The organism is Mesobacillus sp. MER 48, from assembly GCF_023714225.1.
Lineage (GTDB): Bacteria > Bacillota > Bacilli > Bacillales > Cytobacillaceae > Mesobacillus > Mesobacillus oceanisediminis_A.
Genome location: NZ_JAMAUR010000001.1, coordinates 1,226,585 through 1,233,569 on the forward strand (window position 1 = coordinate 1,226,585; position 6,985 = coordinate 1,233,569).

Sequence of the window (6,985 nt, forward strand, 5' to 3'; positions counted from 1 at the left end):
TATCCCCACTTTCTTGATATTTTTTAAAATATTCCTGTTTTCAGGTAATACTTCGCTTGATAGTAAAAATGGTGATATATCCAGTTGCCGGAGTACTTTTCGTCTAGGTACACGATTTCGAAATTGTATTTCGCTTTGAATGTATTAAGCCGGCCAAGTAGTGCCAGCGGATTGTATTTAGAGCGACACTCACCTTTTAGCATTTTTTCGTATCCGTGCAGGTCCTCCACAATCAAAGTGAAGGGAACGTCTTTTGAACGAATCAGTTCATTTTCGAAAGCCGTTGCTGTATCCTTCTGGAGATTCCCTGTGATTTCATCGATGTGCGCTTTACGCTCAACCCGGCTATTCAAGAAAATGTCCCGGGATATTCCCAGCTCTTCATTTTTGGGAATCATACAGCCATAATCACCGGTATCGAGTTTTTGAATCTTGATTGGAATATCCTTCTGACGAAGGTAATTCAGGATATGGCCGTTTACGTTTTCCCGGGTATCAATCACGATCGTGAGTGTTTTGATTATTTTATTTAGCTCCGTATCTGTGTAATGATAAGAAATCAAACTTTCACCTTCTTTTTTGCATATGTAACAGCACTCCTAAATATCTCTTGGGCCATTACAATGGATTCTTCATTTTCGAATTGCCGGTGATCTTCATAGATATCTTTCCAGCCGTTCTTTGCTAGGACAATCATCCACTCATTAAAAATGTCCAGTGAATCTAATTCAGAACATAGCCAATCATTTAGTTTTTCATTGTTCTTCCAACTTGAAATATGATGGATCATTTTCATTAAAGTGATATTCTGAGAACTTTCGGTTTTCCACGAATTAAACCAGTTACTAATATCTTGGAAGTTCTCTTCAGCTGCTTGCATCACTTCTCCTGGTATTAAATGTTGGTTTTTTATTGCAATGCAATCATCATCATGGTCAAGATAGATATTTGCACCCGATTTCCAAATGTCGCTTAGAATTTTTAACAAAACAACTTACAAGCGAGTTTATATTAATGAACTGTTAAAAAAGTATGAACCCGGCACCGTCCAGCTCTTCCACAGATTGTTCAAAGTTGCGGTTAATGCAGCAGTGGACAATGAAATTATCCCTCGTAACCGATTCAATAAGATTACAATTCCAAATGAAAAAACGACGGATAATTTCTTAACAAGCTCCGAATTAAAAAACTTCCTGACTGCAGCCAAGGACCTAGAGAATATCACTAATTATTCTTTGATACTTCTCCTTGCTTACACTGGCCTAAGGAAAGGTGAAGCATACGGTTTAAAATGGAGCGACATTGATTTGGAAAACAAAACAATAACTGTGGAAATGACCAGAGATAATAAAGGAGTCAGGTCGCCTAAAACCAAAAACAGCAATCGTACTATCTTGATCGATGACACTTTGATCAAGCAACTCAAACATTATAAAGCCTGGTGCAGAGAAACATTGCTCACTTTTGGGTCCCGTTTGGCAAAGGATCAATTCATATTTATCTCTTATCAAACAGGTACACCCATAGTTGATGCAACTTTAAAGTATAGCTTTGACCGAATTGCTAAAAAAACAGGTATCAAACGCATTACTCCACACGGATTAAGGCATACTCATGCCACTTTGTTAATCGGCCAGCGCATTCCAGTTAAAGTAATCGCTGAACGTTTGGGGAATACACCTCAAATGATCTTGGATATTTATGGCCACTCCTTTAAGGCTCTGGAAGAGGAATCAGTCCAGGCATTCGAAAAAGCATTAAATATGTAATTGGGGGAACTTTTGGGGGAGTTTTTAAAATGAGTACCTTCGAACCTCAGTACTACTAGGGTTTTGAGAACTATTGAATTCTACTCTCGTTAATAGAGTGTTTGAAAAACCCCAGCCGATTTGGCCGGGGTTTTTTGTTTCATTTATTCCACTAACATTTCACATGCGCCAGCCTATTATATTCGGGTTGGTCGATATCTACTCAAATGTGGTCGATATATTTGAAAATTCGCCGATATTTTTGAAAGTATGGTCGATATATTTAAAAATCCGCTGATATATTTGCAAAAGTGGTCGAAAAAGTGAAAACTGATTTCATTCTTATAGAAGAAACAGCCTCCCGGTATCCCGGGAGGCTGTTTTTACGATGTTCTCCGCATAAAACATCAAAATTAGCGAAAAAACTCTAGTATTTAATCATAAAGTACTTCTTTTTGCCGCGGCGGACGATCGTGAACTGCCCTTCGATCTTGTCTGCATCGCTTAAGACGTATGCTGTATCGGTTACGCGCTCTCCATTAAGGGAGACTGCTCCGTTTGATACATCTTCACGTGCCTGCCTCTTCGATGGCGAGATTTTGGCAGCCACCAGCAAGTCGACAAATCCTTGTTCTTCTTCCCCTTCTACTGTAAAAGAAGGAACATCTTTGAAGCCTTGTCTGATTTCGTCCGCACTCAGGTTTTTGATGTCGCCGCTGAAAAGTGCTGCGGAAATCCTGATTGCCTGTTGAAGGGCTTCTTCACCATGGATCATGCGAGTCATTTCTTCTGCAAGAGCCTTTTGAGCCTTGCGCAGATGCGGTTCTTCTTCAACTGCCTTTTCCAGAGCTTCAATTTCTTCTTTTTCAAGGAAAGTAAAGAACTTCAAGTATTTCACAACATCTGCATCGGCGGTGTTGATCCAGAACTGGTAGAACTCGTATGGAGAAGTTTTTTCAGGATCGAGCCATACTGCTCCGCTTTCTGATTTGCCGAACTTGGTTCCATCAGCTTTCGTTACAAGCGGAATCGTCATACCGTATGCCTTGGAGCCTTCTGCAGACATTTTACGGATCAGTTCAAGTCCGGTGGTAATATTGCCCCACTGGTCACTTCCGCCAATCTGCAGTTTGCAGTCATGCTTTTCGTATAAATGGAAGAAATCCATTGCCTGCAGGATGGTGTAGGTGAATTCTGTGAAGGAGATCCCTGTTTCCAGTCTTGAAGCGATCGTATCTTTTGCCAGCATGTAATTCACGCCGACATGCTTGCCGAAGTCACGCAGGAATGTCACTACATCCATGGAACCTGCCCAGTCGTAATTGTTGACCATCAGTGCACCATTATCGCCTTCTACGTCAAAAATTTTACCTAGCTGCTTCTTAATTCCATCAACGTTAATCTGTACTTGCTCCAGCGTTTGCAGTTTACGCTCCTCACTCTTGCCGCTCGGATCGCCAATCAATCCGGTTGCTCCGCCAACAAGGACGATCGGACGGTGGCCCGCATTCTGGAATCGGCGCAGTGTCAGGAATGGAAGAAGATGCCCGATATGCATGCTGTCAGCTGTTGGATCGACACCACAGTACAGTGAGATTTTCTCCTTTGAAAGCAGGTCCTTCATTCCCTCTTCATCTGTTTGCTGGTAGATAATCCCGCGCCACTCGAGGTCTTTCAATAATTCCATTTCTAATTCCTCCATTCAAAATATATTTCGTAACCGGATTTTTTGCGAAAATAAAAAACGCCCCTGCAATAAATGCAGGGGCGCTAAATGCGCGGTACCACCCGGCTTGAAAACTAAAATAAAAAGTCTTCCACTCCATAAAATAACGGTTAAACCGTCCGCGGCTACTATGAATCCAGTTCACTGCGGCGCTCGGGGAGGTAATTCATCCTTCTGTTTGTACCGGCTCACAGCGGCCGCCGGCTTTCTGGAACATGGACAGAAGCACTACTTATTCCCTTCAAAGCTTTTTGCTATAAAGTTAATAAAGCATTTTTACCATAAAGCGATATATGTTGTCAAATTCGACATAAGTTTTCAGAAAAATTAAGATTAGAGTCTATTCGACAGCTTGTTTATGCTATAATGTATGTGATTTTAGGGGGAATGATATGAATGCATGAAGGAAAACAGGCTTGGAAAGAGAAGCTTAAATCCTTTGGTGCTTTTTTTACGAATAAAAAGACCGTAAAAGGAGCCCGGATTACTTACTCGGTTGTCTGGAACATATTGCTTTTATTGATTATTGTACTGGTCCTCGGTGCGGGCTTTGCCGCAGGAACAGGGGCCGGGTATTTTGCATCCCTTGTCAAAGATGAACCAATCCGGCCATATGAAAATATGAAGAAGGATATTTACAACTATGAAGAAACATCGGATTTATATTTTGATAACGATGTTTATCTTGGCAAGCTCAGAACCGACCTTTACCGCGAGGAAGTAAAGCTTGACGATATGTCAAAGTATTTGGTCAATGCGGTCGTGGCAACAGAAGATGAGTATTTTTACGAGCATGATGGTGTCGTGCCTAAAGCGATCCTGCGTGCCCTTTTCCAGGAGGTCACAAACTCGTCGACATCCTCCGGGGGAAGCACACTGACGCAGCAGCTCATCAAGAACCAGATCCTGACGAATGAAGTTTCATTCGAGCGAAAAGCGAAAGAAATCCTTCTCGCCCTCCGCCTCGAAAAATTCTTCGATAAAAAAGAGATTCTCGAAGCTTATTTGAATGTCGCTACCTTCGGCCGTAACGCGAACGGCAGCAATATTGCCGGTGTCCAGGCCGCAGCAAACGGGATTTTCGGAAAAGACGCGAAAGACTTGACTCTGCCTCAAGCTGCTTTCATCGCCGGACTTCCACAGAGTCCATTTGGCTACACGCCATTCAGCAGCGACCACGGCAAGCTTAAGGATCCTGCAGGACTTGAACCTGGCGTGTCGAGATACAAGACCGTCATCACAAGGATGCACGGTGCCGGCTTCATTTCCGATAAGGAGTTCAATGAAGCAATCAACTACGATATTACGAAAGACTTTGTGAAAGAGGTTCCAAGTGATAATACAGTTGAGGAATATCCATTCCTTACATTTGAAATCGAGAAACGCTCAATCGATATTTTGGCTAATCTTTTAGCTGAACGTGATGGCTATGAAGCCGACGATTTGAAAAAAGATGATGAATTGATGGCTGAATATGAGGCACTAGCCAACCGTGATCTTCGCCAGAACGGCTATAAGATTTACACAACCATCAATAAAGAGATTTATGAAAAACACCAGGAAACAGCGAAAAATTATCCTTATTATGGACGCAATAAACCACAGGAAGTACCTGATCCAGATGATTCAAGCAAAACAATTACAATTTCGGAACAGGTTGAAATAGGCGCAGTTATGATTGAAAACAAGACTGGGAAGATTATCAGTTTTATTGGTGGACGTGACTTTGATATACAGCAAAGAAACCATGCTACCGATTCACCAAGGCAGAACGGTTCTACGATGAAACCATTACTTGCTTATGCACCTGCGATTGAAATGGGGAAACTGTCCCCGGGTTCAGTCTTGCCTGATGTGGAAGTCCGTTTGGATCCAGGAGCACCCGGGAAAGTATGGCCAACCAACTATGATAAGCAATACCGCGGATTGACTTCCGTAAGATATGCCTTAACCAAGTCTTATAACGTCCCTGCAGTTTTAGCATACAAAAGTGTATTGGGTCAAAAGCCTGCTACATATTTGGATAAGATGGGATTCTCTTCATTGGTGGAAAGTGATTATTACATTCCGGCTGCTGCTATTGGATCTATAGATGGTGGCGTAACTGTTGAAGAGAACACTAATGCTTTTGCAACTTTTGGCAATATGGGAAAGTTCGTTGACGCCTATTTAATCGATAAAATCGTCGATAAAAATGGAAATGTCATTTATCAGCATAAAGCTGAGCCAGTTGATGTGTTTAGTCCACAAACTTCATATTTGACTTTGGATATGATGAGAGATGTCATCAGCCGTGGAACTGCCACTGCAGTAAATGGTCGTTTGAAGTTTAATTCTGACTGGGCTGGTAAAACTGGAACAGGCCATGATTATTTTGATTCTTGGTTTGTGGCTACTAACCCGAATGTATCATTCGGAGTGTGGCTGGGTTATGACCATAATAAACCACTAGAGAAGAGTTATAAGGGGCTTTCATATGGTCAACGTACCCAATACATCTGGGCCGACCTAATGAACGATGCCTATGATGTTGCACCACAGCTTGTCGATCCGGAGGAGCCTTTTAAAATGCCTGGCGGAATCGTCAAAAGATCTTATTGTGCAGTTTCTGGATTGCTGCCTTCAAGTGCATGTTCGAAAGCAGGTCTGGTAGAATCTGATTACTTTATTGCAAAGTACGCACCTACAAAGGTTGATGATAGTCTTGTTGAAAACAAGTTCGTTACTGTTGGAGATAAGCGTTATATAGCACTTGATTCAACTCCTGCTGAGTTTACAGACACTGGTGTAATTCTGAATCCAGAGTATATGGAAAGCATCATCGGCCATAAAATCCGGAATCCTCAACAGCTAATCCCTAAAAAGGATGCATGGAACAAAATACTCGTTGCGAATGATAAACTGAGTGAAAATGGCAAGACTCCGGCAGCGCTCGGTATCAAGTTTTCTGGAAAAACAATTGCCTGGGGCAAGCACCCTGAGAATGATATTGTCGGCTACCGCATCTATAACAACAAGAAAAAAGTCGGCAGCATCAAAGCGGGAGAAAAAATGAGTTTCAATGCAGGAGACGGCGTTTTCTATGTCACTGCTGTCGATATAGCTGGAAAAGAATCCGCTCCTTCGAATATCATTGAAATTGGCAAAAAAACAGAACCTAAGGATCCTCCAAAGGACGACAAACCGACGGATCCAAAACCGAAAGACCCGCCTCCAACTGATCCAAAACCAAAGGATCCTCCGAAGCCTCCACCACCTCCGCCACCGCCTGGTGATGGTGGTGGGACCGGCGGAGGAGATGGCGGCGATGGAACTGGAAACTAGCCATAAAGGAAAACACCGCGTCCAAATGGATGCGGTGTTTTCCTTTATTAAGATGTAAAAAGAGGCTGACTCAAAAGGTTGAATAAATTCGACCTGAGAGTCGCCTCTTTTACTTTATATCCAGTTTATAGGATTGGATTTGATGGATTTATAAGACAAAGAGGGATATTCATTCCCTTAATTACCC

Annotated in this window: 5 protein-coding genes and 1 other annotated feature; of the genes, 2 read left to right on the top strand and 3 right to left on the bottom strand. The window is 42.3% G+C overall.

From position 1 onward, the window contains the following. Nucleotides 1-23 precede the first annotated feature (23 nt). Nucleotides 24-563, bottom strand: coding sequence for an ERCC4 domain-containing protein (locus M3593_RS06265; RefSeq protein WP_251541190.1), 540 nt, complete (start codon nucleotides 561-563; stop codon nucleotides 24-26). Next, entirely contained in the window at nucleotides 560-880 is a 321-nt protein-coding gene (locus M3593_RS06270) for a hypothetical protein (protein ID WP_353056073.1), read from the bottom strand. Before M3593_RS06270 ends, M3593_RS06265 begins: the two co-directional genes overlap by 4 nt. 211 nt (nucleotides 881-1,091) lie before the next feature. Between M3593_RS06270 and M3593_RS06275 the strand changes: the two genes are divergently transcribed. Next, entirely contained in the window at nucleotides 1,092-1,769 is a 678-nt protein-coding gene (locus M3593_RS06275; protein WP_251541194.1) for a site-specific integrase, read from the top strand. 406 nt (nucleotides 1,770-2,175) lie between these two features. On the opposite strand, the gene tyrS is transcribed toward M3593_RS06275, so the two are convergent. Beyond that, the gene (gene tyrS / locus M3593_RS06280; RefSeq protein WP_251541195.1) at nucleotides 2,176-3,435 is read right to left on the bottom strand and encodes a tyrosine--tRNA ligase; all 1,260 of its coding nucleotides are present in this window, start codon (nucleotides 3,433-3,435) and stop codon (nucleotides 2,176-2,178) included. Nucleotides 3,436-3,508: 73 nt separating this feature from the next. Next, nucleotides 3,509-3,728, bottom strand: a binding site (T-box leader). A gap of 142 nt (nucleotides 3,729-3,870) precedes the next feature. Between tyrS and M3593_RS06285 the strand changes: the two genes are divergently transcribed. Next, nucleotides 3,871-6,798, top strand: coding sequence for a transglycosylase domain-containing protein (locus M3593_RS06285; protein WP_251541197.1), 2,928 nt, complete (start codon nucleotides 3,871-3,873; stop codon nucleotides 6,796-6,798). The last annotated feature ends 187 nt before the right edge of the window (nucleotides 6,799-6,985 follow it).

Coding starts and splice junctions, on each gene's coding strand:
- M3593_RS06270 (WP_353056073.1), bottom strand. CDS start 880: ATGCAAGCAGCTGAAGAGAACTTCCAAGATATTAGTAACTGGTTTAAT.
- M3593_RS06285 (WP_251541197.1), top strand. CDS start 3,871: ATGCATGAAGGAAAACAGGCTTGGAAAGAGAAGCTTAAATCCTTTGGT.
- tyrS (WP_251541195.1), bottom strand. CDS start 3,435: ATGGAATTATTGAAAGACCTCGAGTGGCGCGGGATTATCTACCAGCAA.